The following is a 26,371-nucleotide window of genomic DNA, read 5'->3' on the forward strand; positions in this document are numbered from 1 at the left end:
CCTCGTCGCATCCGGCGCCCTCACCGCCGGCTACGCGACGCTGATCGAACGCAACTGGTACGCCCTGCGCCGCTTCGAGGTCGCCGTCCTGCCCGCCGGGGCCAGACAGCTCACGGTGCTGCAGCTGGCCGACCTGCACGTCACCCCGCAGCAGCGGCGCAAGGTCGCGTGGGTGCGTTCGCTGGCCGACCTCGCGCCCGATCTCGTGCTGTCGACGGGAGACCACCTGGGCGGCGACGAGAGCGCGTTCGAGAACTCGCTGCGCGCCCACGAGCCGTTCCTGCACCTGCCGGGCGCGTTCGTGTGGGGCAACAACGACCACTGGGCGCCGGTCGCCAAGAGCCCGACGCGGTACTTCACCCGGACCACGGTGCACCGGCGCGGGCACCGCCTCGACCTCACCGGACTCCGCGAGGGACTGACCGCGCACGGCTGGCTCGACCTGAACAACCGGCGCGGGTCGGTGCAGGCGGGCGGCCTGTCCGTGGCGCTCGCCGGCGTCGACGACCCGCACACCCGCCGCGACCGGTACGCCGCGATCGCCGGGGCTGCGGACCGCGACGCCGACGTCCGCATCGCGCTCACGCACTCTCCCGAGCCGCGGGTGCTGGACCCGATGGTCGACGACGGCTACGACCTGGTGCTCGCCGGCCATACGCACGGCGGCCAGGTGCGCATTCCGATGGTCGGCGCCGCGGTGACGAACTGTGGCATCGACCGGTCGCGGGTGCGGTGGATGTCGGACTGGACGTCGCCGTCCGGCCGAACCGCTCCCCTGCACGTGAGTGCCGGCCTGGGAACGTCGCCGTACGCGCCGGTGCGATTCTGCTGCCGCCCGGAGGCCACCCTCCTCACGCTTATCCCCCGGCCCGCCTGACCCACCCACAACGCCCGTCGAGCCCCCCACGGTCGTCGAGGTCCCGGGTTGGCGTGCCGCCCCGCCCCCAACGGTCGTCGAGCCCCCGGGGTCGCCGTGCCGGCCCGCCCCCACGGTCGTCGAGCGAGCGGAGCCGATAGGCGTAGCGACGTCGAGACGCAGTGAGCCGCCGGTCGGCCGCATCCCCCGGCTATAGCGCGTCAGCCGGGCACGTCACCCGAGAATCTCGGTGTGATCCCTTGCACATTTGTTCGAACATGTGTACGATTCATGGTAGGAGGCCGGACGGGAGGTGAGCATGATGGATGGCACCGACGATTCCTTCCTCGACACGCGACCGGGCACTCAACACCCAGCGGCCGACGGCCATCCTCACCTCGGCCACACCGACGCACCACCGGCGGCGCCGTGGGACCCCGCGTCCGGGACCCCGTTCGAGTGCTCACCGGGCGCCCTGGAGCTCGATGCCGAGATCGCCGGCTATCTGGGCCAGCTCCGCGCGGGCATCGACGGACTCCTCGGAGTCGGCGACCGTGGCGATCTGATGGCGCTGGGCGCAGATCGACTCGTCGACGTGCTGCAGCGGTTCGAAGCACACCGCGGGACACTCGCGGCGGTGGACGCGCTGCTGATCGAGGCCGCGGAGGAAGAACGGCTTCCGGCATACGTGGCGGCCCCGAGCCTGCCGGCGGCGCTGGTACGGCTGGTGAAGCTGCAGCCGGGCGCCGCGAAGGCGCGGGTGCGTCAGGCGGAGCAGCTGCGGGCGCGGAACGAGCTGAGCGCGGGCACCCTCGAGTGTCCGCACCCCGTGCTCCGCGACGCGGTCCGCGCCGGGGAGCTCAGCGCCGACCAGCACGCCGTCATCGCCCGCGCCGTCGCGAGGCTGGCGACGAACACGGCCGTCGACCCGGACGATGCGGCGCGGGCAGAGCAGACGTTGGTGCGGTTCGCCGCCTCCCTGACACCGGTCGAGCTCGCCGAGGCGGCCCGGGTGATCGACGACTGCCTGCTACCCGACGGGTCGCTGCCCAACGAGGACACCATGCGGGCGCGTCGTGGCCTGCGGCTCGGCGAGGAGCAACGCGACGGCACGCACTCGATCAGCGGGAACCTGACCCGGGAGCTGCACGCCAAGCTGCAGGCGCTGCTGTCCCCGCTCGCGGCGCCGCAGCCGAGCGAGGACGCCGGCCAGCGCGACACGCGCAATCTCGAGCAACGCCAGCACGACGCGCTCGAGGACGCGGTCGACCGGCTGCTCGACTCCGATGCGCTACCGCGCACCGGCGGAGCGCGCACCACGCTGCACGTCGCCATCGACCTCGACCAGCTGCGCGCCGCGCTCGCCCGCCTGGACGGCGCGACAGCACCGAACGGCGCGGACCGACTCGATCGCGCGGATCCCGAGGGTGGCCCGTTCAGCGGGCGGCTGCTGCCTCGGGTGGCGGCCGGCACGAGCCTGGGCACCCGCCTCTCGATCGGTGAGCTGCTGCGGCTGGCCGAGCAGGCCGAGATCATCCCGACCTTCGTGAACGCCGCGGGAGGCGTGATCGCCTACGGGCGAGCCCGACGCTTCGCCAGTCCCGCGCAGGTGAAGGCGTTGACCGGCCGCGACAAGGGCTGCAGCTTCCCGGGATGCACGATCCCGCCCGAGTGGTGCGAGGTGCACCACGTCGTCGAGTGGTGGCGGGGCGGCCGCACCGATGTCGACAACCTGACGATGATCTGCGGCTACCACCACCGCGAGTTCGAGCAATGCGGCTGGCGGGTCGACATGCGTGCCGGGATCCCGGTCTGGATCCCGCCGCCCTGGGTGGACCGCGACCGCACACCGCAGATCAACACCCGCATCACCGGCTTGCAGGCCGAGCTCGTTCTCGATGCGCTGTTCCAGCAGTCGAACTCCGCCGCAGAGGGCGCCGACGGTGACCCCGCCCTCGCGGAGGTCCTCAGTCGTCACGGACCCGCGGGAGCCGACGAACCGTAGACTTCGTCGCTCCGCTCACACCGGCTCGCGTTCCGCATGACCGATCGAGTAAAGTTGTCTTTCGGTGTTCAACGGGGTGTGGCGCAGCTTGGTAGCGCGCTTCGTTCGGGACGAAGAGGCCGTGGGTTCGAATCCCGCCACCCCGACCACGAGACACCGAGAGGGGACTTGCTTCTACGGCGGCAAGTCCCCTCTGGCATATCTCCCTGGCCGAGCCGCCGGGCGGGTCCTTCGGTGGAACGGGGTGCGGATGCACGCATGGTGGCTCGACCCGAACGGCGACGACGGGATGCGCGCTGCGGCGTCCGCCGCGCGACGCGACCTTCCCGGCGCGCTCGACCTGGCGCGCGCACTCGGTGAGAAGCTCTCCCCCGCGGACCCCGGATCGCTGCTGACGACCTGGGACGCCCTCGCGCGCGCCGCGTCGGTCGACCTCACCGTGACCCGAGCGGTGGAACCCCACCTCGACGCGCTCGCGATCCTCGCCCAGGCAGGGGTGTCTGCCCCGGCCGACGCGACGCTGGGCGTGTATGCCGCGGAGGGACCAGGCGGCCGTCTGCGCGGCGAGCAGGCCGCCGACGGGTGGCGGCTGACCGGTCCGAAGCCGTGGTGCTCGCTCGCCAGCGAGCTGTCGCATGCGCTGGTCACCGCCTGGGTGGACGACGAGCGACGTGGGCTGTTCCTGATCGACCTCCGGCAACCCGGCGTCCGGATCGACGACGCACCCTGGGTCAGCAGCGGGCTGTCGCTGATCCGCTCCTCCGGCATCACGCTCGACGACGTCCCGGCCGTCCCCGTCGGCGAGCCGCAGTGGTACCTCGCACGGCCAGGCTTCGCGTGGGGTGGCATCGGCGTCGCCGCCATCTGGTACGGCGCAGCAGTCGGCATCGCCCTGCGGCTGCGCGAGGCGGTGATCGCCGGCCGGCAGGACGACGTGACGCTGATGCACCTGGGCGCATGCGACAGTGCGCTTCTCGGCGCCCGGGGCGCGCTGCGCCAGGCGGCCGCTGACATCGCGCGGGACGCCGTCGCCCGAGACGCTGCGTGGCCCTATGCGCTCCGCGTGCGGGATGTGTGCGCGCGCGCCGCCGAGGACGTCATCCGACACGCCGACCACGCAATGGGGCCGGGGCCGCTTACGTCCGACGAGCCGTACGCGCGCCTCGTCGACGACCTGCGCGTCTACGTCCGGCAGCATCATGCCGAGCGTGACCAGGTCGCGCTCGGGCGCGCTCTCCTCGGCCCGAGTGGCTGATCAGCCGCTGATCACTCGGTGTGCCGGTCGTGGCCGCGCGTGAGGACGTCGAGCACGAACTCCTCGTCGAACAGCGCCACCTGATGGCGGAATCCCTTGCCCCGCAGCACATCGCGCACCTGCTCATGGACGAGGTCACCACTCGCCGTCCCGTCCTCGGGCTGCTCCCGCCAGTGCACGGCGACGACCTCGACCCGCGGCGCTGCACGGACGAGCACACTCTCGATCGCGGCCACGCGCTGATCGGCATCGAGGTAGTAGAGGAACTCCGACAGCACGATCAGATCGAACGGGCCCGCTGGATCCCCGCCACCGTAGGGAAGGGCCTGCTGGTCGACGCGTACGCCGGGAGCCTCCGCGCAGGTCGCCCTGGCCAGCTCGACGGCCGCGGCGGACGCGTCACGCGCGACGACCTCGCCGCAGCGCGCACCCAGCTGCAGCGCCAGATGGCCGGTTCCGCAGGCCGGATCGAGCACACGCCGGTACGTCGGATCGGAGAGGGCCGCGAGGACGACCGACATCTTCCGTTGCTCGTACCAGCTCGAGCCCACCCTCCATGGGTCGGCTTCCTCGGAATACATGCGATCGAAGTCCGGCGCGCTCACCGTGCCACCCTACCGGTCCGCGCGCCGGGCAGCACCCGCATCGCGAGCTGCTCGGTGAGCCGACCCACGAGCTCGGGCGGCACCACCGCGCCGAGGTCCTCGGCGGCGGGACGACGCTGGCTGGTGAAGCACTCCCACGCGACGTCCCTCGCCCGCTCCGCCTCCGGCGAGCAGCCCACGACCACCAACCCGCCGGGGGCCGGGGGTTCGGAGAAGTAGGTGAGCCACACCGGCCACTCCACCAACGGCAGGGAACGCTCGCGCGCCACCACGCTGAGCGCCCGGCCGACAGCCATGTGGTCCGGGTGCGGATCGACGTCGAGGGTGCCCGCGAGGACGTCGGGTCGAGCCTCGTCGACCAGCTCGCGCAGCAGCTCCACCAGGCGCCCCTCGTGCGCAGCGAGCGCGCCGTCGGGCAGTCCCAGGCAGCGCATCGGTCGCGCACCCAGCACGCCGAGCGCGGCGCGCCACTCCGCCACGCGGGTCTCGGCGAGATCGGGCCACTCGTGCCCCACCACGTCGAAGCACGCCTCGCCGGCCGTGGCGGTCGCCGCGTACACCGCACCTCCGGCACGCGTCCAGTCCGCGACGAGCCGGCCTCCGCCGAGCGTCTCGTCGTCGGGATGCGCACTCACCACGAGCATCCGAGCGCCGGACGGAGCGCCCGATCCGGACGAGCCGGCGACGAGACCGTCGGCGAGATCGGCGAACGGCACCCGCGGCAGGCGCTCCAGCACCGGTCTCCACAGCTCGACGGGATGCCCCTCCGGCGTTATCTGCCTGCTCATGCCCCCATCATGCCCCGCTCAGCCGAGGTCGCGATCCCACACCCGTCCCGCGGCCCAGCGGCTGATGAGGTCGTCGACCGACTTCTTCGACAGGGCGATCACGCCCGCGTCGGCGCTCGTGTCGCCCAGAGAGCCGAGGACGGCGTCGGCGTCCGGCGACACCCCGATCACCTTGTAGTGATGGAAAGCGTCGTTCACGAAGTCCTTCACAGCAGGATTCTTGGCGAGCTGGACGGCAGCGTCCGCCGTCAGCAGGATCGCCACGGCATCGTAGAGCACCGACGGCGCCCCGGTGATGAGCTGGTCGAGCGGCTGCGTCTTGCCCGAGCCGAGGGTCACGCCCGCGACCTTACTGCCGATCAGCTCGACCATGCCGCCGGCCTTGGCGACCCCGTCGGTCAGCGCCTTCAGCAGGGCGGCATCCGTGCCGTCACCGATCAGCACGCCGAGCTTGCGGCCCTCGATCGTCTCGCGGGCGCTCTGCAGGATGCTCAATGCCGGCGACGGCGCGAGGTCGGTACGGGTCGGCACCGCTGCCGGCGCGGGCGCGGGCGGCTCGATCCCGAGCCCCTCGGCGACCCGATCGCCGACGTCACCGACGTTGCGCAGGTTGGCGACCATCCGCTCGCGGATGGCGGGCGTCTGCACCTTGCTCAGCTCGAACACGAACGCGTCGACGATGTGCTGCTGCTCGACCTCGGTCTGGCTGGCGAAGAACTGCAGCGGCTGGCTGTAGTGGTCGGCGAACGACTCCGCGCGCAGCGCCCGGACGGCGCCACCTTCCTCGCCGGAGTACGGCGTGAAGCCCAGATCGGCGTTCTCGCGGGGATTCTCACCGGTGCCGAGCGAATTGGGCTCGTAGAACGCCCGCCCTGAGGGGCGCGTCGTCGTCATGTGTCCGTCGCGCTGGAAGTTCATCACGGGGCAGCGCGGCGCGTTGACCGGGATGTGCGTGAAGTTGGGGCTGCCCAGCCGCTTGAGCTGCGTATCGAGGTAGGAGAAGTTGCGTCCCTGCAGCAGCGGGTCGTTCGTGAAGTCGATCCCCGGGACGACGTTCTGCGTGCAGAACGCCACCTGCTCGATCTCAGCGAAGACGTTGTCCACCACCTGGTCGAGCACCAGCCGGCCCACCGGGCGAGCGGGCACCTGCTCCTCGGGAATGATCTTGGTCGGGTCGAGGACGTCGAACTCGAACTGGTCGGCGAAGTCGTCGTCGAAGGTCTGGATGCACAGCTCCCACTCCGCCGGATCGCCCGCGCCGATGGAGCTGTAGAGGTCGCGGCGATGGAAGTCGGGGTCGGCGCCGTTGACCTTCAACGCCTCGTTCCACACCACCGACTGCATTCCGAGCACCGGCTTCCAGTGGAACTTCACGAACGTCGACCGGCCGCCGGCGTCGACGAACCGGAAGGTGTGCACGCCGAACCCTTCCATCATCCGGAAGCTGCGCGGGATGCCACGGTCACTCATCGCCCAGAACACGGCGTGGGTCGACTCCGGCGTGAGCGAGACGAAGTCCCAGAAGGTGTCGTGCGCGGTCTGCGCCTGGGGAAAGCCGCGGTCCGGCTCCTCCTTGGCGGCATGCACCAGATCGGGGAACTTCATTGCGTCCTGGATGAAGAAGACCGGCGCGTTGTTGCCGACCAGGTCCCAGTTGCCCTCGTTGGTGTACAGCTTGACGGCGAACCCGCGGATGTCTCGGGGCAGGTCCGGCGATCCTAGATTGCCTGCCACCGTTGAGAACCGCACGAATGCCTCCGTACGGCGTCCGGCTTCGGAGAACAGGTCGGCGCGAGTGATGTCGGTCAGCGGCTCGTAGCACTCGAAGTATCCGCGAGCACCGTATCCGCGGGCATGCACGACCCGCTCGGGGATCCGCTCGTGATCGAAGTGGAACAGCTTGTCGCGGAGCACGAAATCCTGCAGCAGGACGGGTCCGCGTTCGCCGACCTTCTGGGAGTTCTGGTCGTCGGACAAGGGGGTACCCTGCGCGGTCGTCATGGTGTGCCCACGCTGGCTGGTCCGCTGATGTGTCTCGTCACCGTTGCCGCGCACGGTGTCCACCTCGGTCTCGGTTGCCGCGGCGCCTTGGGCCGGCAGCAGGTCGGCGGGTGCGGGAGTGGGCACCCCTCCGGTGTCCTTTGCGGCCTTCGCGGCTTTCGCGGCCTTTGCCGGCGCCTTCTTCGGCACAGCGCTGGGCTTCTTGGTCGTCGTCTTCTTCGTTTCGCGCTTCGGTGTGGTCATTCGGGAATCCTCGAGACTCTTTTGCGTGCGTCGCCCGCGACGTGGCTGGGCCGGCTTCCGCCAGCCTAGGTGCTGGGTGGACGGCGCGGTACCCGCTCTGCAGGTATCTTGAGAACCGATCCGCTAGCCGACCCGGTGACCGACAACCCTCCGAGGTACCGGATGAACATGCCGCACCGCGTCGAGCACGTCATCGTGGCGATGCCCGCGCACGACGAGCAGCAACTGGTCGGCGACGCCTTGCACGCGGTGCTCGACGCCGTCGCGCACGCCGGCCGGGAGCTGCCGGCGAGATTCCGCGTCGGGGTCTCGGCGCACCGGTGCAGCGACGAGACGTTCACCGTCGCGGCCGACGTGCTCGGCCACGGCGACGTCGATGCGGTGGTGGTGCGCGACCGCGACTCGACCACCGTGGGCGGCGTACGGCGCCGGCTGATCTCGGTGCTGCGCGAGCCGTCGATGCCCGCGGACCGCACCTGGCTCTTCTGCACCGACGCCGACTCCGTGGTCCCCCGGGACTGGATCTCCGGCCTGCTCGCCGCGGCGCGGCGGGTCGACGCGGTCGCCGTCGCCGGCATGACCGACCTGGTCGACTGGACCGCCACGGCGGGCGAGCGGGCGGCGTACGACCGGATCATCGCCGACGGGCTCCGGCCCGAAGCGGCGCACGCGCACGTCTACGCCGCCAACCTGGCGGTCCGGCTGGACGCCTACCTGGCGGCCGGCGGCTTCCGCGACGTCCCGCACGGCGAGGAGCACTGCCTGCTGGGCCGGATCCGGCGCGGCGGAGGCACCGTCGCGACGCCGCGGCAGCCTCGGGTGCGCACCTCCGGCCGCACGGAGGGGCGGGCCGGCCACGGCCTCGCGGCGCTGCTCGCCTCGCTGCGCCGGCCATCGGCGACGGCTCCCCTCGACCAGCCGACCCCGGCGACTCACCTCCCGTAGGACGCCGGCCACCGGCCGCTCGACCGCCCACCTCTTCCGTCGCCTGCCCGAGGTCGCCGGTGGCCGCGGGCCGCCGATCGGGGCATCGGGTCGCTACGGTGGGTCGATGGACCTCTATGACGTCATGCGCACGACCTTCGCCGCCCGGGACTTCACCGGTGAGCCGGTGCCGGACGACGTGCTCCTGCGCATCCTGGACAACGCCCGGTTCGCGCCGAGTGGCGGCAACCGGCAGGGCGCGCACATCACCGTCGTCCGCGACCGTGCCGTGCGCGAGGAGCTCAAGGAGCTGTCGATGTACGCCGGACGGCGCTACGCCGCCCAGTCGAAGGCCGGCGAGGGCCCGTGGAACCCGCTCTACCCGCCGGGGCCCAGCGCGGAGGAGATCGCGACGACCCGGGTCCCCTCGATGCTCACCGAGCCGATGGTGACCTGCGACGTGCTGCTGGTGGTCAGCGTCGACCTCGAACGGGTCGCCGCCATCGACCAGGAGCTCGAGCGGGTGTCGGTGGCGCCCGGCGCGTCGATCTACCCGCTCGTGTGGAACATCCTGCTGGGGGCTCGCAACGAGGGCTTCGGCGGGACGCTCACCACGATGGCGACCGCGCGCGAGCCGGAGATCCAGAAGCTGCTCGGCATCCCGGCCACGCACGCCGTCGCCGCGCTGCTGCCGCTGGGCAAGCCCGTCAAGCAGCTGACCAGGCTCCGCCGGCGTCCCGTCGAGGACTTCGTGACCCTCGAGCGGTACGACGGCGCGCCCTTCACCGGCTGAGCAGAGCCATTACGCCGTCGTAGAACGAGCCGGAGCCGTCCTACGGTCGTCGAGCGAGCCGGAGCCGTCCCACGGTCGTCGAGCGAGCCGGAGCCGTCCCACGGTCGTCGAGCGAGCCGGAGCGCCAGCGGAGGCGACGTCGAGACGCCGCAGCCGGCGAGTGTGCGCGAGCACGACCGACTCGCGGCTCACCGCGTCTCGACGTCGCTCGCCCTGGGGGCTCGCTCGCTCGACGACCGTTGGAGCAGTCTCAGACGGCCAGGGGACGGTCGGTCGGGTTGACCGGACGCGGCAGCTGCGACGGGATCCCCATGAGGTACTCGTCGACGCTCTTCGCTGCGGCGCGGCCCTCGGCGATCGCCCACACGATCAGCGACTGGCCGCGGCCCGCGTCGCCGGCGACGAACACGCCCGGCAGCGACGTCATGTACTCGTTGTCGCGGACGATGTTCGTGCGCTCGTCGAGCGGGACGTCGAGCTGCTCGACGAACCCCTCGCGCTCCGGGCCGAGGAAGCCCATGGCCAGCAGCACCAGCTGCGCCGGGATCTCCCGCTCCGAGCCGGGCACCTCCGTGAACGCGCCGTCCTTCATCTCGACGTCGGCGACCCGCAGCGCCTGGACGTTGCCGTCCTCGTCCGCGAGGATCTCCTTCGTCGAGACGGCGTACAGCCGTTCGCCGCCCTCCTCGTGCGCCGAGGCGACGCGGAACAGCATCGGGTACGTCGGCCACGGCTGGTGGTCGGGCCGCTCCTCGCCGGGCTGCGGCATGATCTCCAGCGAGGTCACCGACTTGGCGCCCTGGCGCAGCGCGGTGCCGATGCAGTCGGCGCCGGTGTCGCCGCCGCCGATGACGATTACGTCCTTTCCGGTGGCCAGGATCTGGCCCTCGACCTCCTCGCCGAGCGCCGTGCGGTTGGCCTGCGGCAGGTAGTCCATCGCCTGGTAGGTGCCGGTGTGCTCGCGGCCGGTCACCTGCAGGTCGCGCGGCACGGTCGCGCCGGTCGCGATCACCACCGCGTCGTACCGGTCGCGCAGCTCCTTGGCGGTGATGTCCCTGCCCACCTGCACCGAGCAGCGGAACCGGGTGCCCTCGGCCTTCATCTGGTTGATCCGGCGCTCGAGGACCGACTTCTCCATCTTGAACTCGGGGATGCCGTAGCGCAGCAGGCCGCCCGGCTTGTCGTCGCGCTCGTACACCGCGACGGTGTGCCCGGCGCGGGTCAGCTGCTGGGCCGCGGCCAGGCCGGCCGGCCCGGAGCCGACAACGGCGACCGTCTTGCCGGTGAGCCGCTCCGGCGGCAGCGGGGTCACGAGGTTGGCCGCGAAGGCCTTCTCGATCGTCTGCACCTCGATCTGCTTGATCGTCACGGCGGGCTGGTTGATGCCCAGCACGCACGCGGTCTCGCAGGGCGCGGGGCACAGCCGCCCGGTGAACTCCGGGAAGTTGTTCGTGGCATGCAGCCGCTCGATGCCGTCGGCGGTGTCACCCTTCCACGCGAAGGTGTTCCACTCGGGGATCAGGTTGCCCAGCGGGCAGCCGGAGTGGCAGAACGGGATGCCGCAGTCCATGCAGCGCGACGCCTGACGGCGCAGCTGCGCGTCGTCCTGCTCCTCGTAGACCTCTTTCCAGTCCCGAATCCGGACGTCGACCGGACGGCGCTTCGGGAGCTCGCGCTCGCGGTACTTCAGGAAACCCTTGGGATCAGCCATTGAACACCTCCATGATGCGGCTCCACACTTCGTTGCCGTCGGGGTCGAGCCCCTCGGCCTCTGCTTCGGCGCGTACGTCGAGCACGCGCTGGTAGTCACGCGGCAGCACGACCTTGATCCGCCCGCGGGCGGCGTCGAAGTCGTCGACCAGTGACTTGGCGACCGCCGAGCCGGTCCACTTGATGTGGTCGTTCAGCAGCCGGTGCACCACCTCGAGGTCACCCGCGCGCAGGTCGATGACGTCGACCAGCTCGGGGTTGACCAGCCGCTCGTCGAGGTCGAGCACGTAGGCGACGCCGCCGCTCATGCCGGCGCCGAAGTTCCGGCCGGTCTGGCCCAGGATCAGCACCGTGCCGCCGGTCATGTACTCGCAGCCGTGGTCGCCCACGCCCTCGACGACCGCGATCGCGCCGGAGTTGCGCACGCAGAACCGCTCACCGACGATGCCGCGCAGGTAGATCTCGCCGCTGGTCGCGCCGTACCCGATGACGTTGCCGGCGATGACGTTCTCCTCGGCGATCAGCGGGGCGCTGTCGGCGGGCCGGACGACGAGGCGTCCACCGGAGAGCCCCTTGCCGACGTAGTCGTTCGCGTCGCCCTGCAGCAGCAGGGTGATGCCCTTGGGCAGGAACGCGCCGAAGGACTGTCCCGCCGAGCCCTGCAGGGTCAGCTCGATCGACCCGTCCGGCAGGCCGCCGGGGTGCGACTTGGTGACCTCGTGGCCGAGCATCGTGCCGATGGTGCGCATGACGTTGCGGACGGCGACCGTCTCGCGCACCTGCTCGCCGTTGTCGATCGCCGGGCGGGCGAGCGCGATGAGCTGCTGGTCGAGCGCCTTGTCCAGGCCGTGGTCCTGGCTGCCGGAGTTGTACGGCGTACCGCCGGTCGGATCCTCGACCGCGGCCAGGATCGGCGCGAGGTCCAGGCCCGAGGCCTTCCAGTGCTCGACGGCCTTGTCGGCCTTGATCGCCTCGACGTGGCCGACCGCCTCCTGGATGGAGCGGAAGCCGAGCGCCGCCAGGTGCTCGCGCACCTCCTCGGCGATGTACTCGAAGAACGTCTCGACGAACTCCGGCTTGCCGCTGAACCGCGCGCGCAGCTCGGGGTTCTGTGTCGCGACGCCGACCGGGCAGGTGTCCATGTGGCAGACGCGCATCATGACGCAGCCCGAGACGATCAGCGGCGCGGTCGCGAAGCCGAACTCCTCGGCACCGAGCAGCGCGGCGATGACGACGTCACGGCCGGTCTTCATCTGGCCGTCCGCCTGCACGACGATCCGGTCGCGCAGGCCGTTGAGCTTCAGCGTCTGCTGGGTCTCGGCGAGGCCGAGCTCCCACGGCGCGCCGGCGTGCTTGAGCGACGTCAGCGGCGAGGCGCCGGTACCGCCGTCGTGCCCGGAGATCAGCACCACGTCGGCGTGCGCCTTGGACACGCCCGCGGCGACCGTGCCGACGCCGATCTCCGCCACCAGCTTGACGTGGATGCGGGCGCTCGGGTTGGCGTTCTTCAGGTCGTGGATGAGCTGCGCGAGATCCTCGATCGAGTAGATGTCGTGGTGCGGAGGCGGTGAGATCAGCCCGACGCCGGGCGTCGAGTGCCGCGTCTTGGCCACCCACGGGTACACCTTGTTGCCCGGGAGCTGGCCGCCCTCGCCGGGCTTGGCGCCCTGCGCCATCTTGATCTGGATGTCGTCGGCCTCGGTCAGGTAGTGGCTGGTCACGCCGAACCGGCCGGAGGCCACCTGCTTGATCGCCGAGCGGCGCGTGGGGTCGATGAGCCGGTCGACATCCTCGCCGCCCTCGCCGGTGTTGGACTTGCCGCCGAGGCGGTTCATGGCGATCGCGAGCGTCTCGTGCGCCTCCTTGGAGATCGACCCGTAGGACATCGCTCCCGTCGAGAACCGCTTGACGATCTCGCTCACCGGCTCGACCTCGTCGATCGGGATCGGCGTCCGGCCGGTGACGTCCGCGCCGGCGAACTCGAACAGCCCGCGCAGCGTCATCAGCTGGGCGGACTGCCCGTCGACCGCCTGCGTGTACTTCTTGAAGATGTCGTAGCGCTTCTGCCGGGTGGCGTGCTGCAGCCGGAACACCGTCTCGGGGTTGAACAGGTGCGGCTCGGCGTCGCGGCGCCACTGGTACTCGCCGCCGGTCCACAGCGGACGGTGCGGGATCTCGACTCCCTCGGGCGGGTACGCGACGGCGTGCCGCTGCGCGACCTCCTTCGCGATGACGTCCATGCCGATCCCGCCGAGCTGGCTGACGGTTCCGGTGAAGTACTTGTCGACGAGCTGCTGGCTCAGGCCGACCGCCTCGAACACCTGCGCGCCGCAGTACGACGGCACCGTCGAGATGCCCATCTTGCTCATCACCTTCAGCACGCCCTTGCCGAGCGCCTTGATGAGGTTGCGGACCGCCTTGTCCGGGCCGACGCCCTCGATGAAGCCGCGACGGCAGAGGTCCTCCACGGACTCCATCGCGAGGTACGGGTTGACCGCCGCCGCGCCGAAGCCGACCAGCAGCGCGACGTGGTGCACCTCGCGGACGTCGCCGGCCTCGACGATGAGGCCGACCCGGGTGCGGGTCTTCTCGCGGATCAGGTGGTGGTGGACGGCGCTGGTCAGCAGCAGCGACGGGATCGGCGCGTAGTCGCGACCCGAGTCGCGGTCGGACAGCACGATGAACCGCGCGCCCTTGCCGATCGCCTCGGAGACCTCGGCGAAGATCTCCTCGAGCCGCTCGGCGATGCCCTGGCCACCGCGCAGGTGGTCGTACAGGCCGCGCACGACGTGCGTGGCGTAGCCGGGCTGGTCGCCGTCGGCGTTGATGTGCACGATCTTCGCGAGCTCGTCGTTGTCGATCACCGGGAAGGGCAGCGCGAGCTGGCGGGCGTGCGTCGGCGACACCGAGAGCATGTTGCGCTCGGGACCGATGGTGGTCGCCAGCGAGGTCACCAGCTCCTCGCGGATGGCGTCCAGCGGCGGGTTCGTGACCTGCGCGAACAGCTGGGTGAAGTAGTCGAACAGCAGCCGCGGGCGCTTGGAGAGCACCGCGATCGGCGTGTCCGTGCCCATGGAGCCGAGCGCCTCGCCACCGGTCGCGGCCATCGGCGTGAGCAGGATCCGCAGCTCCTCGTGCGTGTAGCCGAAGGTCTGCTGACGACGCGCCACGGACGACGCGGTGTGCACGATGTGCTCGCGCTCCGGCAGGTTCTCGAGGTGGATCACGCCGTCCTCGAGCCACTCGCGGTACGGCTGCGCGGCGGCCAGGCCGGACTTGACCTCGTCGTCCTCGATGATCCGGCCGTGCTCGGTGTCGACCAGGAACATCCGGCCCGGCTGCAGGCGGCCGGTGCGGACGACGTCCGCCGGGTCCAGGTCCAGGACGCCGGACTCGGAGGCGAGCACCACGAGCCCGTCCTTGGTCACCGTGAACCGTCCGGGGCGCAGCCCGTTGCGGTCGAGGACGGCGCCGGCGAGGGTGCCGTCGGTGAAGGTCACGCAGGCCGGCCCGTCCCACGGCTCCATGAACATCGAGTGGAACTCGTAGAACGCGCGCCGCTCGGGATCCATCGACTCGTGGTTCTGCCACGCCTCCGGGATCATCATCAGCACGGCGTGCGGCAGCGAGCGGCCGCCGAGGTGCAGCAGCTCGAGGACCTCGTCGAAGGACGCCGAGTCGGAGGCCTCCGGCGAGCAGATCGGGAACAGCCGCTTGATGTCGCCGGGCAGGATGTCGGAGGTCAGCGCCGACTCGCGCGCCCGCATCCAGTTGCGGTTGCCCTTGACCGTGTTGATCTCGCCGTTGTGGGCGATCATCCGGAACGGGTGCGCCAGCGGCCACGACGGGAAGGTGTTGGTCGAGAACCGGGAGTGCACCAGCGCCAGCTTGGTCTGGACGCGGGCGTCGCCGAGGTCGGGGAAGAACGGCTCGAGCTGGCCGGTGGTCAGCATCCCCTTGTAGACGAGGGTGCGCGCCGACAGCGACGCGAAGTACACCTTGGCCTCGTGCTCGGCGCGCTTGCGCAGGCAGTACGCCATACGGTCGAGGCCGATGCCGGTCGCCTTGCCGATGGCGCTGGAGACGAACAGCATCGCGAAGTGCGGCATGCAGTCGCGGGCGACCTGCCCGAGGATGTCCGGCGCGATCGGCACGTCGCGCCAGCCGAGGACCTTCAGGTGCTCGGCCGCGGCCAGCTCCTCGATCTGCGCGACGGTCGCGGCGCGCTCGTCGGCGTCGCGGGGCAGGAAGGCCATGCCCACGGCGTACGACTCGACGGTCGGCAGCTCGAAGTCGACCGTCTGGCGCAGGAAGGCGTCGGGGACCTGCATCAGGATGCCGGCACCGTCACCGACCAGCGGGTCGGCGCCGGTGGCGCCGCGGTGGTCGAGGTTGCGCAGGGCGGTCAGCGCATGCTGGATGATGTCGTGCCCGCCATGGCCGCGCATCGTGGCGACCATGGCCACACCACAGGCATCGCGCTCGAACGAGCGGTTGTACAGCCCCTGGTTGGCGGGCAGTGCAGAGAAACCGGCGTACGACATGAAGCCACCGTCCTGTTCTTCCGAGGTTTGACATCGAAGTACTGCCTGGACGGCATTGGCCAGAGCGCTCTTCAGTTTACAAGGCGGCCCAACAAGATTCCAATTCGCGGGAACGTGATCCCAGATACCGGGACCCGACGGGCCGTCGGGTCCCGGTAGGCCGCGCTGCCTCCGGCTCCGAACCGGCTCTCCGCCAGCCGGTACTCCGGAAAACCACACGCGAGAGGCCCACTGTCCACTCGGGGTGGACAGTGGGCCTCCTGGGCGACGATCTCCGGACGCCGGCCCCCGGACGCCGGCCCCCGGACGCCGGCCCCCGGACGCCGGACGCCGGGTCGCCGGCCGCGCAGGCCTAGGCGCGCTCGAAGACCGCGGCCATGCCCTGTCCCGAGCCCACGCACATGGTCTCGAGGCCGTACTTGGCGTCCCGGCGCTGCATCTCGTGCAGCAGCGAGGTCATGATTCGGACGCCGGTGGCCGCGATCGGGTGGCCCAGCGAGATGCCGCCGCCGTTCACGTTGAGCTTGTCGGGCTCGTTCCAGCCCCAGCCCTTCAGCACGGCGAGGACCTGGGCGGCGAACGCCTCGTTGAGCTCGACGAGGTCGATGTCATCCCACGACAGGCCGCTCTTGGCGAACAGCTTCGCGACGGCGGGCACGGGGCCCCAACCCATGGTCCCCGGCTCGCAGCCGACCGCGCTCCAGCTGTGCAGGAAGCCCATCGGCTCCAGGCCCAGCTCGTCGAGCTTGTCCTCGGCGACGATCAGGCACGCCGCCGCCGCGTCGTTCTGCTGCGAGGCGTTGCCGGCGGTGACCACGCCGTCCTTGCGCAGCACGCGCAGCTTGGCCAGTGACTCCATGCTCGTGCCGGGCCGGATGCCCTCGTCCTTGGTGAACGGCACCGGATCGCCCTTGCGCTGCGGGACCTCCACCGCGACGACCTCGTCGTCGAACACGCCCTTCTCCCAGGCGTCGGCGGCGCGCTGGTGGGAGCGCACGGAGTACTCGTCCGCCTCCTCACGGGTGACGCCCTGCTGGGCGGCAAGGACGTCGGCGGTCTCGATCATGCCGCTGATCTCGCCGTACCGCCAGGTCGGCTGCGAGCGCTCGCGGCCCCGGTCGAGGCGGTCGTGCAGCATCATGCCGCCGGCGCGGGTGCCCCAGCGGGCGCCGGTGGTGTAGTGCTCAATCCGGCTCATGGACTCGGCTCCGCCGGCGACCACGACGTCCGCGGCGCCCGACTGGACCATCATCGCGCCGGTCACGATCGACATGAGCCCGCCGGCGCAGCGGCGGTCGAGCTGCATGCCGGGGGTCTCGGTCGGCAGCCCGGCGTGCATCGCCACCCAGCGGCCGATGCACGGGGTCTCGCCGTTGGGGTAGGACTGCGCGAACACGACGTCCTCGATCAGTGCGGGATCGACGTCCGAGCGCTTCATGACCTCCTTGACGACGGTGGCCGCGAGGTCCTCGACCGGCACCCCCTTGAGGGATCCGCCGTACGTGCCGACGGCAGTGCGGACGGGATTCACAATGGCGGCTCTGCGCATGATGGGTCTCCTAGTGGTGGCGACGCGTGCCCGGTCGGCGCACGCGAACAGGATTCTCGGTGACTCTACTTCCGGGGGCGGTGCCCGGCCGGACGGCGGGAGGCGGTCCGGCGGCTGCGCGGACGGTGTACGACGAGCACGCGGCGCGCGGGGTGCGACACGCGCTGGCTGTCGAGCTCGTCGTCGGCGACCGGCGTCCCGCTGCCGTCGAGGGTGCCCGCGTCACCGGCGGCCGTCGTCGCGGCCGGGGTCGGCGGGATCCGCCAGGCGAGCACCAGCGCGACGAGGCACGCGCCGACGGCGAGGGCGAAGCACAGCTGGAACGGGTCGAACGGGCCGTACGACGTCCCGCCGGCCACGAAGGCGGTGGCCAGGATCGCGCCGTGCACGGCCGACGCGAGCGACGTGCCGATCGAGCGCGACAGGGTGTTGACGCTGTTGGCGGCGGCCGTCTGGGACGGGGGCGCGGCACGCATGATGAGCGTCGGGGCGGCGGCGTACGACAGCGCGATTCCGGTGCCGACGAACATCGTGACGATGACCGCCTCCCACACCTCCTGCAGCAGGAACACGCCGAGGGTGAAGCCGAACGCGATCACCGCGATGCCCGCCATGAAGGTGAAGCGCGGACCGTGGTGGGTGATGAGCCGGGCGGCGAACGGCGAGACGGCCATCATGAGCAGGCCCATCGGCGCGGCGCACAGGCCGGCGACGACCATGCTCTTGCCGAAGCCGTACCCGGTGTCGACCGGCGCCTGGATGAGCTGGGTGATGACCAGGTTGGAGCTGTACATCGCGAAGCCGACCAGGATCGAGGCCAGGTTGGTGTACTTCACGGTGGGCCGCGCGGTGACTCGCATGTCGACCAGCGGGTGCGCCCTGCGGCGCTCGGTACGCACGAACACGAGCGCGAGCACGACGGCGGCGGCGAAGCAGCCCAGCACTCGCGCGTCGCCCCAGCCCCACGCGCGGGTCTTGGTGAACGCGAAGAGCACCGCCACCAGCAGCGCGGACAGCGTCAGGGCGCCGCGGACGTCGAAGGAGCCTCCGGAGCGGACCGGCGACTCGGGCACGTACCCGACGACGCCGACGATGGCGATCGCGCCGAGCACGGCCGAGCCGATGAACAGGTAGTGCCAGGACAGGTGCTCCGCGACTATCGAGGCGAGCGGGAGCCCGATCGCGCCGCCGATGCCGAGCGTGGCGCTCATCAGCGCCACCGACGAGCCGAGGCGCTCACGCGGTAGCACGTCGCGCATCAGGCTGATGCCCAGCGCGATGGAGCCGATCGCCGCGCCCTGGAAGGCGCGCCCGACGAGCATGAGCGGCAGACCGGTCGCGAGCGCGCAGAGCACGGATCCGACGACCATCGCGCTGATCGAGATCAGCAGCATGCGCTTCTTGCCCACCATGTCGCCGAGCCGTCCGGCGATCGGCGTGCACACCGCACCGAACATCAACGTCATCGTGAGCACCCAGGTGGCGTCGTCCGGCGCGGCGTGCAGGATGCCGGGCAGGTGCGGCAGGAGAGGGACGACGAGCGTCTGCATGATGCTCACCGTCATGCCGGTGAGCGACAGGACGGCGACGACGAGGGCGGGGCGCGAGGCCAGGACGGGCGTGGGCGAGGACATGCGTTCCTTGGTGGGAGTCTGCGTCGGCGGGCGGCGTCGGAGTCGGAAGCGGAAGGCCAGATTCATTTAGTAGTGCGAACTATCTTACGCCCGAAGTGCCGCGATCGACAGCCGTCGCCGGCGTGACGGCCGTAACGCGGGCGCGGTGACTGGCGTAGGTTGCGAGCGAGAGATCCTGTTCGCGCCGACGCCGAGGAGCGCCACATGCCCGTAGATCCCGACACCCAGAAGATGCTCGACGCCATCGAGGCCGCGGGCGCACCGCCGATCTTCGACGGCACCGACCCGGTCGCCTCGCGCGAGGCATACCTGGTCGCCGCCCGCGCGGCCGAGCAGGGCCTTGACGGGATCGCCACCGAGGACCGCACCCTGGCCGGGACCGACCTCGGAGCACGCGTCTACACGCCGGCCGAGCGCTCGCCCGGCACCGTGGTGTTCTTCCACGGCGGCGGGTGGGTCGTCGGCGACCTCGACTCGCACGACCGGTTCTGCGCGCGGATCGCCCGCGACACCGGGGCGACGGTCGTGAGCGTCGACTACCGGCTGGCGCCGGAGCATCCGTTCCCCACGCCGTACGAGGACTGCTGGGCCGCGCTGCTCGCCGTCGCCGCCGACGTGGAGTCCTTCGGCGGCGGCAAGATCGCGGTCGCCGGCGACTCGGCCGGCGGGAACCTCGCGGCCGCGATCGCGCAGCGCGCCCGCGACGAGCAGCAGGAGCTCGCCGCCGCGCTGCTGCTCTACCCGGCGGTCGACCTCGAGGGCGACTACCTGTCCAAGACGCAGAACGCCACGGGCTACCGGCTCACGAAGTCCGATATGGACGCCTTCGAGCGGGCGTACGCCGGCTCCGCGGACCGGACCGATCCCCGGATGTCGCCACTGTACGGCGATCCGAGTGGCCTGTGCCCCACGATCGTCGCGGTGGCCGGCTACGACCCGTTGCGCGACGAGGGCACGGCGTACGCCGAGGTGCTGGAGAAGGCCGGCGTCGACGTCACGTTGCGCGCCTACCCGGACTTCATCCACGGGTTCTTCGGCATGGCCTGGATGTCGCCGGCCTGCGATGCGGCCGCTGCCGAGCTCACCGCCGACCTGGCGAAGTACCTGCGCTAGCTGGTTCCGCCGAACGGCCGCCGACCTGCGGCGGACTTCGGTACGCCGGGGACGCGCCGATTCGGTACCGAAGTACGCCGCAGGTGGCGGCTAGTCGATGAAGGTCTGGGACATCGTGCCGATGCCCTCGATCCACGAGTCGAGGCGCTCGCCGGCCCGCAGGTAGCGCTTGCGGCCCTGGCCCACGCCGGCCGGCGTGCCGGTCCAGATGAGGTCGCCCGGGTACAGCTCGACGATCGCCGAGAGGTCGGCGATCGCCCGCGGCACCGGGAAGATCATCTCGCCGGAGTGGCCGTCCTGCATGGTCTCGCCGTCGACCGAGCAGCCCAGCGCGATGTCGTCGCGGTCGCGCAGCTCGTCGGGCGTGACGACGACCGGGCCCATCGGCGCGTAGTTGCGGTAGGACTTGGCGAGGGAGAACTGCCGCGTCCCGCGGCCCTGGTGCCGGCGGGCGGAGATGTCCTGGCCCATGGTCAGCCCGGCGACGTGGTCCCAGGCCTGCGCCTCGGGGATGTCGCGGCCGCCCTTGCCGATGACGACGACCAGCTCGACCTCCCAGTCGATGAGGTCGCCCTCGACCAGGCGCACCTGGGCGATCGGCCCGGTGAACGCCGACGCCCACTTGGTGAACACCTGGATCTCCTCGGGGATCGCCAGGCCGGTCTCGGCGGCGTGGTCGCGGTAGTTCAGGCCGAGGGCGAAGACCTGCTTCGGGAACGGCACCGGCGCGCCGATGCTCTCGACGGACACCTCGACCGCCCCGGTCCGCGGCGCGCTCGCCGCCCACGAGACGAACTCGTCCCAGACGTCGTACACCGCGCTCGGGTCGGCGCCGAAGCGGCCGTCGCTGGCCTTCTCGACGTCGATCCCGGTGGACTCCGAGGTCATCAGGTGGAGCCGACCACCCACGTTCGCGATTCGCATGCCTGCCTCCAGAAATCAGCCGTGACGCCTCGATCCTCGCGCATCCCGGGACGTCCGGTCCCTCTGGGTCGCCCGACACGATCCCGTGGTAGACAATCAAGTGACTCACGACACAGGGAGCGAGAATGACCGCAGAGCGCCAACCGTCCGCCGATCTGGACATCCCCGTCGCGGAGGGCGCGCGCGGCGAGCCGCTGCGCAACATCGCGGGGATCCTCCGGCAGCGGCGCGGCCTCACCGACGACGTCGTGGCGCTCAAGGAGACCGACACGTCGCTGACCTACGGCGAGCTCGACGAGCGCTCCAGCCGGCTGGCGCAGGCCCTCCGGGCGGACGGCGTCCAGCCCGGCGACCGCGTCGCGATCTTCAGCGCCAACAACCACTACTTCATGGAGCTGGTCTTCGGCGCGGCGAAGATCGGCGCGATCGCCGCGCCGATCAACACCCGGCTCGCGCGCAACGAGGTGCTCGCGCTGATGGGCACCTGCGAGCCGAAGGTGCTGTTCGTGGGCGAGGCCGAGAAGCCGGCGGCGCCCGCGCAGGACGAGGTGCCCGGGCTGGCCCGCCTGCTGGACGCCGCGTCGTACGAGGAGTACATCGCCGGTCAGCCGGCCGAGGACCCCGGCTACGAGGCCGCGCCCGACGAGGTCGCGGTGCTGCTGTTCAGCTCCGGCACGACGGGGCTGCCCAAGGGCATCCCGCTGAGCGGGCAGAACTTCAGCAGCAACATGTCGGTGGAGGTCGACGACGCGTACGAGGGCCACGTGATCGCGATGGCGCCGGTCCCGTTCTTCCACGTCACCGGGCTGACCAGCGCGCTGACGTCGATGAACAAGGGCTCGACGCTGATCCTGCGGCTGCCCACGTCGCCGCAGGACATGATGAACCTGCTGCTGGAGGAGAAGGTCACGCACGCGGTCGGCGTCCCGACCATCATCCAGATGCTCACCCAGCTGCCCGGCGCGAAGGACGCCGACTGGTCGCACCTGCACTCCTTCGGGTACGGCGGGGCGCCGATGCCGCTGCCGGTGATCCACGCGGCGCACGAGGTGCTGGGCTGCGAGCTGGTCCAGGGCTACGGGCTCACCGAGACCACCGCGGCCGTCACCGCGCTGTGGCCGGAAGACCACCACCCCTCCCCGGGCCGCGAGCGCCAGGTCGGCTCGGTGGGCAAGCCGCTGCCCGGGGTCGAGCTGAAGATCGTCGATCCGGCGACCCGCCAGGAGGTGCCGACCGGGCAGCGCGGCGAGGTATGGGTCCGCGGCTCGCGGGTGACCTCCGGCTACTGGAACCGGCCGGAGGAGAACGCCAAGGCGTTCACCGAGGACGGCTGGTTCGCGACCGGCGACGGCGGGTCCCTCGACGAGGAGGGCTACCTCTACCTGCACGACCGGATCAAGGACATGATCGTGACCGGCGCCGAGAACGTCTACCCCGCCGAGGTGGAGAGCGTGCTCAGCGGCCATCCCGGCATCGCGGAGGTCGCCGTCATCGGCATCCCGTCGGAGAAGTGGGGCGAGTCGCCGTACGCGATCGCCGTACGCCGGCCAGGCTCCGACGTCACCGCCGAGGAGATCATCTCGTGGTGCCGCGACCAGATCGCGCACTACAAGTGCCCGGTCGACGTGGCGTTCGTCGACGTCCTGCCGCGCAACCCGAACGGGAAGCTGCTCAAGCGCGTGCTGCGCGAGCAGTACGGCGACCATCAGGCACCCGTGTAGCCCTACCCCAGGTGCACCTGCGGCGTACTTCGGTACCGGATCGGCCTTGTTCCGGTACCGGAGTCCGCCGCGAAAATCGAGCGTGGCCCCCGTCATGATGACCGCCGGCTCCGGCGCTCGGTACGCTGCGGGCGCACCGGAGAGTCGTGAAGCGGAGGCATAGGATGTCGTTCGATCTCAGCTCGCTCGCCCAGCCGATCGTCGGAGCGCCGATGGCCGGCTCGTCGACGCCCGAACTCGCCGCGGCCGTCAACGACGCCGGCGGCCTCGGGTTCGTCGCCGGCGGCTACAAGTCCGCCAGCGCCCTCGCAGAGCAGATCGCGGCGACCCGGGCGCTCACCGATCGGCCGTTCGGGGTGAACCTCTTCACGCCGCAGCACGCCCGCTCCGAGGAGCTGGCGGACGAGATCGCCGCCTACGCCAACGTGCTCGCGCCGTTCGCCGATCGCCTCGGCGTCGAGGTCGGGCGGCCGACGTTCAACGACGACGACTTCGCCGCGAAGATCGAGCTGCTGCTGGCCGATCCGGTCGCCGTCGTCACCTTCACGTTCGGCCCGGTATCGGCCGAGGTGGTCCAGCAGCTGCGCCGGGCCGGCACGGCGGTCGGGTTCACCGTGACCAGCGCCGACGAGGCGCGACGCGCCGAGGACCTCGCCGCCGACCTGCTGGTCGTCCAGGGCGCGGACGCCGGTGGCCACCGCGGTACCTGGAGCATGACCGTCGAGCCCAACACGCTGCTCGCGACCGAGGTGGTCGCCAAGGTGCGCGCGGTGTCGCCGCTGCCGATCATCGGCGCGGGCGGGGTTGCAGGTGCAGCCGACGTGCAGGCGCTGCTCGCGGCGGGCGCCGACGCGGTGGCGGTCGGGACCCTGCTGGTGGCTGCCGACGAGAGCTCGTCGCCGGCAGCGCACAAGGACGCCCTGACCGCGGGGACGTACACCGAGGCCCTCGTCTCGCGGGCCTTCTCGGGGCGTTTCGCGCGCGGGCTGGCCAACGAGCTGATGCGGGCCGGCGACGCCGAGGCACCGGGCGCCTACCCCGACGTCCACTACATGACGGCGCCGATCCGCGCGGCAGCGGCGAAGGCGGCGGATGCGTCCGCGCTGGCGCTGTGGGCCGGCACCGGCCACGCGAGCGCGACCCGCCGGCCGGCCGCGGCGATCCTGGCGGCCCTGACCGGCGAGTGACGCGAGGTCGCTAGTACGCGGCGGAGCGCCAGTACTCGTTGAGCGCGCCGGTGGTCTTCACGAACCACACGATCGGGCCGACGACGAGCACGCACGTTCACCCGTCGTTGCGGGCCCGCCAGCGCAGCGGCGCCTCGGCGTACTCCTCGATTGCGTGCGCGGTGATCCCCACCGTCCGCGCGAGCTGGAACAGTGCCTCGCCGGCCCGGTCGGGCAGCCCCCGCGCCTGGCAGATCGCCGCCGACACCCCGTCGACGTTGACCGGCGCCCCGACGGCCTCGCTCAACCGCTCGAGGGCCCGCAGCTCGGCCGCCGCTCGCCCGCGGGCGCGCAGCACGCCGATCAGCGCCGTGGCGCGCGGATCTGCTGCGCGATAGACCACGTGTCCGAAGCCGGGCACCCGGCCGTGCACCTCGACGGCGCGCGCGACCACCTCGGCCACCGGCGTGCCGGTCATCGCCTCGCGTAGCACGAGCCGCGCGTCCAGCGCGGCGCCGCCGTGCAACCGGCCGCCCATCGCCGCCAGCCCGGCGGAGAGCACGTCGTACCAGCCGGCCCGCGCGGACGCCGCCACCCGCGCAGCCGTGGTGGACGCCGCGAGCCCGTTGTCGATCAGGGCGACGAGCAACGCCTGGACGGTGTCGTCGGCGAGGTCGATCGAGTCGCCGAACAGGCGGGGCGCCACCTCGATCAGTCCCAGCGAGCGCGCCACGAGTGCCCGCGGCGTGGTGTCGGCGCGCATCGGGTCGCGCGCGCCGAGCAGCGCGAGCGCGACCGGTAGCCGACGATTGAGGGCGAGCTGCCCGAGCAGGTCACGGTCGGCGTCGACGGACAGGACCGCAGGGTCGACGTCCGCGGCCTCGAGCACGAGCCGGGCCGCCTCCGCGAACGGCAGTGCGCCGCACAGCTCCGCGATCGGACGGCCGCGGTAGTACAGGTGCTGCTCGTCCTGCGACGACACCGCGCTGACCACCGATCGGAAGCGCAGCAGCGCGCCCGACTCGCGGCGCGCCGAGGACGGCGTCGTCGCCAGCGCATCGACCTCCGCGCGGTCGTACAGCGACTCCAGCTGGCCCGGACGACGTACCGAGCGCAGGACGCCCCGGCTCACGTAGGCGTAGAGCGTCGCGGGCTTCACCCCGAGCCGGCGGGCCGCCTCGGACGTCGTCAGGTATCGGTCACTCATGCGTTGAGTGAATCAACATTGACGATATTGATCAATAGCGCAGAGACTCGGCGTATGACTACCACTGCCATCGAGGTCCCACGCGGCCTCAAGAACGTGATCGTGACCGACACGGAGGTCGGCGATGTGCGCGGCGACGAAGGCCGGTTCCATTACCGCGGGTACGACGCCGTCCGGCTCGCGGAGCGCTGCAGCTTCGAGCAGGTGTGGTTCCTCATGGCACACCACCGCCTGCCGGAGGACGGGAGCGACGAGCTGGCCACCTTCACCGCCGAGGTCGGCCGGCTGCGGGCACTGCCGCCCGAGCTCGGCCCGCTGATCGCGCAGCTCGCCGACGCACACGCCAATCCGCTGCACGTGCTGCGGACCTGCCTCAGCGCGCTCGGCGCCCTGCAGCCGATGCGGGCGACGTACGACCTGTCGCCCGAGCAGCGAGCCGGGGACCTGCTGCGGATCGCGGCCGTGGCTCCGACCATCCTCGCCGCGGCGTACCGCCGATCGCAGGGCCTCGAGCCGCTCGCTGCCGACCCGTCGCTGGGCCATGCCACCGACTACCTGCGGATGGCGACCGGAGAGGCCCCGAATGCCGCGCTGGCACGGCTCATCGAGCAGTACCTGATCGCGACCGTCGACCACGGGTTCAACAACTCGACGTTCACTGCGCGGGTCGTCGCGTCGTCCGGTTCGGACGTCGCCTCGTGCATCGTCGCGGCGATCGGCGCGTTCCTCGGCCCCCTGCACGGCGGCGCGCCGGACCGCGCGCTGCAGGCGCTCGACGAGATCGGCGACCCGGCGAACACCGACCCGTGGGTCCGTCGGCAGATCGCGGCCGGCGCCAAGATCATGGGCTTCGGGCACGCCGTCTACCGCACCCACGACCCGCGCGCCGAGCTGCTCAAGCGGCTCCTCGCGCCGTACGACGACGACCTGGTGCGGCGCGCGATCGCGACGGAGACGGCGATCGAGCGAGCGCTCGCGGAGCTGAAGCCGGGCACGGCGCTGTACGCGAACGTCGAGTTCTATGCCGGAGTCGCGATCTCCCTCGCCGGGCTGCCGCCGCGGATGTTCACGCCGACGTTCGCCGTCGCGCGCGCCGTCGGCTGGGCGGCGAACGTCGACGAGCAGGCGGCGCAGGGCAAGATCATCCGCCCGATTGCCCGCTACACCGGCCCGCTGCACTAGCGGCGCCGCGCGCCGTGTTCAACATGCCTACCTGTGCAGCGTCTGGCATGCACAGGTAGGCATCTTGAACTCCGTCGATCCATGCTGCTGCGCAACGACCCGATCTGCGGCAACATGGGAGAGGTGACCCCGAGCACGTCTCCCACTCACC

The 26,371-nt window shown here is 71.4% G+C and carries 18 protein-coding genes and 1 tRNA gene; 10 read left to right on the forward strand and 9 right to left on the reverse strand.

Going from position 1 to position 26,371, the window contains the following annotated elements:
• Nucleotides 1–115: 115 nt before the first annotated feature.
• The 4 genes from F8A92_RS05775 (at nt 116) to F8A92_RS05790 (ending at nt 4,116) form a co-directional block, all read left to right on the forward strand.
• Nucleotides 116–877, forward strand: a complete 762-nt coding sequence (locus F8A92_RS05775; protein WP_228389241.1) for a metallophosphoesterase — start codon at nt 116–118, stop codon at nt 875–877.
• Nucleotides 878–1,175: 298 nt separating this feature from the next.
• Nucleotides 1,176–2,861 carry an HNH endonuclease signature motif containing protein gene (locus F8A92_RS05780; protein ID WP_228389248.1) on the forward strand — a complete coding sequence of 562 codons (1,686 nt, stop codon included), beginning with the start codon at nt 1,176–1,178 and terminating at the stop codon, nt 2,859–2,861.
• 72 nt (nt 2,862–2,933) lie between these two features.
• Nucleotides 2,934–3,010, forward strand: a tRNA-Pro gene (locus F8A92_RS05785).
• 101 nt (nt 3,011–3,111) lie between these two features.
• The gene (locus F8A92_RS05790; protein WP_153504204.1) at nt 3,112–4,116 is read left to right on the forward strand and encodes an acyl-CoA dehydrogenase family protein; all 1,005 of its coding nucleotides are present in this window, start codon (nt 3,112–3,114) and stop codon (nt 4,114–4,116) included.
• 11 nt (nt 4,117–4,127) lie between these two features.
• Here the strand turns inward: F8A92_RS05790 and F8A92_RS05795 are convergent, their stop codons facing one another.
• Genes F8A92_RS05795 through F8A92_RS05805 form a run of 3 tightly spaced genes read right to left on the reverse strand, consistent with a single transcriptional unit; the run spans nt 4,128 to nt 7,753 of the window.
• The gene (locus F8A92_RS05795; RefSeq protein WP_153504205.1) at nt 4,128–4,721 is read right to left on the reverse strand and encodes a methyltransferase domain-containing protein; all 594 of its coding nucleotides are present in this window, start codon (nt 4,719–4,721) and stop codon (nt 4,128–4,130) included.
• On the reverse strand, nt 4,718–5,509 hold the full coding sequence (locus F8A92_RS05800; protein ID WP_153504206.1) for a PIG-L deacetylase family protein: 792 nt from the start codon (nt 5,507–5,509) through the stop codon (nt 4,718–4,720). Before F8A92_RS05800 ends, F8A92_RS05795 begins: the two co-directional genes overlap by 4 nt.
• A gap of 18 nt (nt 5,510–5,527) precedes the next feature.
• Nucleotides 5,528–7,753 carry a catalase gene (locus F8A92_RS05805; protein ID WP_153504207.1) on the reverse strand — a complete coding sequence of 742 codons (2,226 nt, stop codon included), beginning with the start codon at nt 7,751–7,753 and terminating at the stop codon, nt 5,528–5,530.
• 162 nt (nt 7,754–7,915) lie between these two features.
• On the opposite strand from F8A92_RS05805, the gene F8A92_RS05810 reads away from it, so the two are divergent.
• Together F8A92_RS05810 and F8A92_RS05815 are read left to right on the forward strand one after the other, a co-directional pair.
• Complete coding sequence (locus F8A92_RS05810) at nt 7,916–8,698, forward strand: glycosyltransferase (protein ID WP_153504208.1); 783 nt, start codon at nt 7,916–7,918, stop codon at nt 8,696–8,698.
• A gap of 106 nt (nt 8,699–8,804) precedes the next feature.
• The gene (locus F8A92_RS05815) at nt 8,805–9,470 is read left to right on the forward strand and encodes a nitroreductase family protein (RefSeq protein WP_153504209.1); all 666 of its coding nucleotides are present in this window, start codon (nt 8,805–8,807) and stop codon (nt 9,468–9,470) included.
• Nucleotides 9,471–9,720: 250 nt separating this feature from the next.
• On the opposite strand, the gene F8A92_RS05820 is transcribed toward F8A92_RS05815, so the two are convergent.
• From F8A92_RS05820 to F8A92_RS05835, 4 genes are all read right to left on the reverse strand, one after another.
• Nucleotides 9,721–11,181 (reverse strand): glutamate synthase subunit beta, encoded by a 1,461-nt coding sequence (locus tag F8A92_RS05820; RefSeq protein ID WP_153504210.1) that lies wholly within the window; start codon nt 11,179–11,181, stop codon nt 9,721–9,723.
• Complete coding sequence (gene gltB / locus F8A92_RS05825) at nt 11,174–15,724, reverse strand: glutamate synthase large subunit (protein WP_153504211.1); 4,551 nt, start codon at nt 15,722–15,724, stop codon at nt 11,174–11,176. The genes F8A92_RS05820 and gltB overlap by 8 nt, the downstream gene beginning before the upstream one ends.
• A 352-nt stretch (nt 15,725–16,076) precedes the next feature.
• A complete protein-coding gene (locus F8A92_RS05830; RefSeq protein WP_153504212.1) occupies nt 16,077–17,273 on the reverse strand; it encodes an acetyl-CoA C-acetyltransferase in 1,197 nt (398 codons plus the stop codon).
• Nucleotides 17,274–17,338: 65 nt separating this feature from the next.
• Nucleotides 17,339–18,907, reverse strand: a complete 1,569-nt coding sequence (locus F8A92_RS05835; protein WP_153504213.1) for an MFS transporter — start codon at nt 18,905–18,907, stop codon at nt 17,339–17,341.
• A 204-nt stretch (nt 18,908–19,111) separates the two neighbouring features.
• Here F8A92_RS05835 and F8A92_RS05840 point away from each other — a divergent pair, with 204 nt between their 5' ends.
• Nucleotides 19,112–20,020, forward strand: coding sequence for an alpha/beta hydrolase (locus tag F8A92_RS05840; RefSeq protein ID WP_153504214.1), 909 nt, complete (start codon nt 19,112–19,114; stop codon nt 20,018–20,020).
• 90 nt (nt 20,021–20,110) lie between these two features.
• Here the strand turns inward: F8A92_RS05840 and F8A92_RS05845 are convergent, their stop codons facing one another.
• Complete coding sequence (locus tag F8A92_RS05845) at nt 20,111–20,908, reverse strand: fumarylacetoacetate hydrolase family protein (protein WP_228389242.1); 798 nt, start codon at nt 20,906–20,908, stop codon at nt 20,111–20,113.
• A gap of 161 nt (nt 20,909–21,069) precedes the next feature.
• On the opposite strand from F8A92_RS05845, the gene F8A92_RS05850 reads away from it, so the two are divergent.
• The gene (locus F8A92_RS05850) at nt 21,070–22,665 is read left to right on the forward strand and encodes a long-chain-fatty-acid--CoA ligase (protein ID WP_153504216.1); all 1,596 of its coding nucleotides are present in this window, start codon (nt 21,070–21,072) and stop codon (nt 22,663–22,665) included.
• 164 nt (nt 22,666–22,829) lie between these two features.
• Nucleotides 22,830–23,852, forward strand: a complete 1,023-nt coding sequence (locus tag F8A92_RS05855; protein WP_153504217.1) for a nitronate monooxygenase — start codon at nt 22,830–22,832, stop codon at nt 23,850–23,852.
• 97 nt (nt 23,853–23,949) lie between these two features.
• On the opposite strand, the gene F8A92_RS05860 is transcribed toward F8A92_RS05855, so the two are convergent.
• Nucleotides 23,950–25,038 carry a citrate/2-methylcitrate synthase gene (locus F8A92_RS05860; RefSeq protein ID WP_153504218.1) on the reverse strand — a complete coding sequence of 363 codons (1,089 nt, stop codon included), beginning with the start codon at nt 25,036–25,038 and terminating at the stop codon, nt 23,950–23,952.
• Nucleotides 25,039–25,092: 54 nt separating this feature from the next.
• On the opposite strand from F8A92_RS05860, the gene F8A92_RS05865 reads away from it, so the two are divergent.
• A complete protein-coding gene (locus tag F8A92_RS05865) occupies nt 25,093–26,220 on the forward strand; it encodes a citrate/2-methylcitrate synthase (RefSeq protein WP_153504219.1) in 1,128 nt (375 codons plus the stop codon).
• Nucleotides 26,221–26,371 lie beyond the last annotated feature (151 nt).

Origin of the sequence: Cumulibacter manganitolerans (assembly GCF_009602465.1) — a bacterium.
GTDB lineage: Bacteria > Actinomycetota > Actinomycetes > Mycobacteriales > Antricoccaceae > Cumulibacter > Cumulibacter manganitolerans.

Coding starts and splice junctions, on each gene's coding strand:
- F8A92_RS05780 (WP_228389248.1), top strand. CDS start 1,176: ATGATGGATGGCACCGACGATTCCTTCCTCGACACGCGACCGGGCACT.
- F8A92_RS05790 (WP_153504204.1), top strand. CDS start 3,112: ATGCACGCATGGTGGCTCGACCCGAACGGCGACGACGGGATGCGCGCT.
- F8A92_RS05800 (WP_153504206.1), bottom strand. CDS start 5,509: ATGAGCAGGCAGATAACGCCGGAGGGGCATCCCGTCGAGCTGTGGAGA.
- F8A92_RS05805 (WP_153504207.1), bottom strand. CDS start 7,753: ATGACCACACCGAAGCGCGAAACGAAGAAGACGACGACCAAGAAGCCC.
- F8A92_RS05810 (WP_153504208.1), top strand. CDS start 7,916: ATGAACATGCCGCACCGCGTCGAGCACGTCATCGTGGCGATGCCCGCG.
- F8A92_RS05815 (WP_153504209.1), top strand. CDS start 8,805: ATGGACCTCTATGACGTCATGCGCACGACCTTCGCCGCCCGGGACTTC.
- F8A92_RS05820 (WP_153504210.1), bottom strand. CDS start 11,181: ATGGCTGATCCCAAGGGTTTCCTGAAGTACCGCGAGCGCGAGCTCCCG.
- gltB (WP_153504211.1), bottom strand. CDS start 15,724: ATGTCGTACGCCGGTTTCTCTGCACTGCCCGCCAACCAGGGGCTGTAC.
- F8A92_RS05830 (WP_153504212.1), bottom strand. CDS start 17,273: ATGCGCAGAGCCGCCATTGTGAATCCCGTCCGCACTGCCGTCGGCACG.
- F8A92_RS05835 (WP_153504213.1), bottom strand. CDS start 18,907: ATGTCCTCGCCCACGCCCGTCCTGGCCTCGCGCCCCGCCCTCGTCGTC.
- F8A92_RS05840 (WP_153504214.1), top strand. CDS start 19,112: ATGCCCGTAGATCCCGACACCCAGAAGATGCTCGACGCCATCGAGGCC.
- F8A92_RS05845 (WP_228389242.1), bottom strand. CDS start 20,908: ATGACCTCGGAGTCCACCGGGATCGACGTCGAGAAGGCCAGCGACGGC.
- F8A92_RS05850 (WP_153504216.1), top strand. CDS start 21,070: ATGACCGCAGAGCGCCAACCGTCCGCCGATCTGGACATCCCCGTCGCG.
- F8A92_RS05855 (WP_153504217.1), top strand. CDS start 22,830: ATGTCGTTCGATCTCAGCTCGCTCGCCCAGCCGATCGTCGGAGCGCCG.
- F8A92_RS05860 (WP_153504218.1), bottom strand. CDS start 25,038: ATGAGTGACCGATACCTGACGACGTCCGAGGCGGCCCGCCGGCTCGGG.
- F8A92_RS05865 (WP_153504219.1), top strand. CDS start 25,093: ATGACTACCACTGCCATCGAGGTCCCACGCGGCCTCAAGAACGTGATC.